This is a genomic window from Finegoldia sp. (assembly GCF_046991905.1).
Lineage (GTDB): Bacteria > Bacillota > Clostridia > Tissierellales > Peptoniphilaceae > Finegoldia.
Genome location: NZ_JBKWZF010000108.1, coordinates 1 through 3,323 on the forward strand (window position 1 = coordinate 1; position 3,323 = coordinate 3,323).

Genomic DNA, 3,323 nt, shown 5'->3' on the forward strand with positions numbered 1-3,323 from the left:
CATTTATGTAAATGGTGAAAAGATTGTTACTAAGTCAAAAGATGTCACAGCAAGAATCGCTGAGGCTTTTGAAAAGTTAATTGGAGCAGAATATCACAAGCTTAAAGACATGGAGTCTAAGCCGGGACAGTCTGACATAATGGATGCTCTCAAGATGACAAAGACACAGATTTCAATGTCTGATCTTGGAATGACATCATCAGAGCCAAACCATGAAGCATTAAATGAAATGATAGCTGCTATTAGGTATGCAGGCAATAATGCTGCTCAGTTTTCAATTAAGCAGGCTTTGGACAAATTTATGGATCCTCCATATGGATACATTGAAGAAGATATTCAGTTTTTGATTGCAACTTTATACCGCAAAGGACAGATTAGCTTGAAGATGAATAGTGTAATCTATACACCTGCAAGCACAACACCAGAAGATGCATTTAAGTATATTACAAAGAGGGAATTCAGGGAGAAAGTTCTCTTGGAGATTAAAGAAGTTGCGCCTCAGCAGCATATAAAGGCGGTAAAAGATGTTATTCGTGAATTCTTTGGAAGAACTGTATCAACTGATGATCAGGATTCTCTCATGCGTGATTATCGTACATATGCAGAAAAGAAGAAGAGTGATATTGAAGAGCTGATTAGGAATGACTATGGAATCAATAGTAAATTGCCGGGTAAATCAATTCTTGATAAGGCACTTAGATTAATTGAGGATACATTAAAGATTAGCGATCCAATTAGTTTTTACAAGCGTGTGAATGAGTTATGTGATGATTTCATCGAAGTAGGTCTAGATTTAGGAGATTTGAATAGCTTCCTTGGTGGTGTGCAGAAAAAGAAATTCTTAGATGCAGTTAAGGTACTTGGGATTTATGAAGCAAGTAAGAATTATATTTCTGATTCAGAGATTATTGATTATGCAACCCAGATTAAGAAAATTACAAGCGTTGAGAAACCATATTCGTTTATTCCGAAGCTAGAGGAATATGCGAATAATCTCATGAGAGCTATTGCTGATTTACTTGAGCGAGATACAGATAGAATTGAGCCAGACGTATATCAGGATTGGAAGATGGTTAAAGAAGCTATCCCTGCTGATAGACCATATGCTCAGAGAGTTTTATCGCAGATTAATCCTAAGTTTGAAGACCTTCTTGAAAAATTAAAGACATGCAATGATGTGGCATCTCTTAACGGTATTCCATCTGAGAGCAATGCATTACTGCAAAACTGTTTGAGACTTATTCAAAAAGAGGAAGATGCTTATCAAGCTGAAATTCTTCGTAAGCAGCAAGAAGAAACAAAGAAGACTGATGATACGAAACAGGTAGAACAAGTTGTGCCAGTAAAGGTAATAAAGAATAAGCCAGTTTCATTTAGAACTATTACAGGTAACAAAACCTATTCTATCAAGAATGAAGAGGACATTGATAAAGTGGTAGAAGAGTTAAGAGCTGCATTAAAAGCACAACTTGAGGAAGATACCATTATAAAACTGAGCTAGATGAGGGGTAGATTATGGATAAAACTGCAATAAAAAACTTTGCGATAGAAGCAAGAAAAATTCTGATTAAGTCAGCAATAACAGAAGCTGGTTTTTATGGAATAACAAATGAAGAATGTAAATTGCCAGTTCAAAAGGGAAATGACTTTGAGGTGTATGAGACGCTTGCAGGGACGGAAAACAGAATTTTTGGTGATGACATAAAGAAACGTGCAAATTTAGTTGAAGCCATAAAAGAGCAAAGTTTCGATCAAGTGATTGAAGAAACTGCTTATACATGGTTCAACAGAATAATTGCGATTCGATTTATGGAGGTAAATAATTATCTTCCAAGCAGGGTACGTGTCTTATCATCTGAAGCAGGGAGCGGAACTCCAGATATTGTCACACAGGCTGATACTGTGGAACTCAACTTATCTCAAGATGAACTTAATAGAATTCAGCAAGCAAAGAATGAAAACAAGTATGATGAGGCTTTTCGATTACTTTTTATTAAGCAATGCAATGAATTAAATGAAATACTGCCAGGTCTATTTGAAAAGACCAATGATTATATGGAACTATTATTGAAGCTGCCATACACGAGTGACGGTGTTATCCGCATGCTTGTTGATACTATCCCTGAGGACAATTTTAATGTCGAAACAGAAGGTCAGGTTGAAATAATTGGATGGATGTATCAGTTTTATAATAGTCAGCCTAAAGAAATAGTTGATGCATATGTTAAGAAAGGGCAGAAAGTTAAAAAAGTTGACTTACCTGCAAAGACTCAGATATTTACTCCAGATTGGATTGTCAGATATATGGTTGAAAATTCATTGGGTAGAGTATGGATGGAGCACCTTAAATCTGTCGAACCAACGCTCAATGAAGCAGAAAAAGCAATAGAATTTGGCTGGAATTATTATCTTTTAGAAGATATTCAGGAAGAAGCAGTAATAGCCAACCTAGTTGATGTTAGAAAAGAGTATAGATATTTATCCCCTCAGGACATAGTCTGCATTGATCCATGCATGGGATCAGGTCACATTTTGGTGTATATGTTTGATGTCTTGATGGATATTTACAGAAGTGAAGGATTTAATGAGCGTGAAGCCGTTTTTGATATTTTAGAAAAGAACATTAAAGGCTTGGACATAGATCGAAGGGCATATCAGCTTTCATATTTTGCTCTTATGATGAAAGCAAGAGGATATAATAGAATTTTCTTCCGTGGACATGAGAATCTAGATGGGGAGAGAGTTCAGGCTATGCCACAGGTTTATTCTCTTGAGGAGAGTAATTCTATAAATAGAAATCAATTAAATTATTTTGGAAGTACATTGAGTGAGATTGAAAAAAATGATGCCATCAATGAATTAAGTGGATTGTTAGATGAGCTGATTGAAGCAAAAGAGTATGGTTCGTTACTTTCTCCAGAAAAATATAATTGGGACCTATTATTGCGATTTGTTTCGGATTATTCATTTGACGGTCAGATGGATTTTTCCATGATTGGTATTGATGATACTCAAAGAAAGCTACTTCATCTGATTTCGCAAACAAGATTGTTATGTGAAAAATACCATGCATATATTACAAATCCACCATATTTAGGAAATGGTATGCTGAGCGATTCCTTGTCAGAGTTTATTAAGGCAAACTATCCAAACGAGAAAACAGATTTGTACTCTTGCTTTATCAAAAAGGGTTCAGATAGTGTAAAAAGCACAGGCTTTAGTTCTTTGGTAACGATGCAGTCTTGGATGTCTTTGTCAAGCTTTGAAAAAATGAGGACTGATATTATCAATAATAAGCGAATTATTGCTCTTATGCATATGGT

The 3,323-nt window shown here is 35.5% G+C and carries 2 protein-coding genes; both read left to right on the forward strand.

What is annotated here, in order from left to right; all coding sequences use genetic code 11:
- On the forward strand, positions 1-1,501 hold a 1,501-nt coding region (locus ACLUJM_RS13255), incomplete at its 5' end, for a hypothetical protein (protein ID WP_412413026.1).
- 14 nt (positions 1,502-1,515) lie between these two features.
- The coding region (gene pglX, locus ACLUJM_RS13260) for a BREX-1 system adenine-specific DNA-methyltransferase PglX (protein ID WP_412413027.1) at positions 1,516-3,323 on the forward strand (1,808 nt) is incomplete at its 3' end.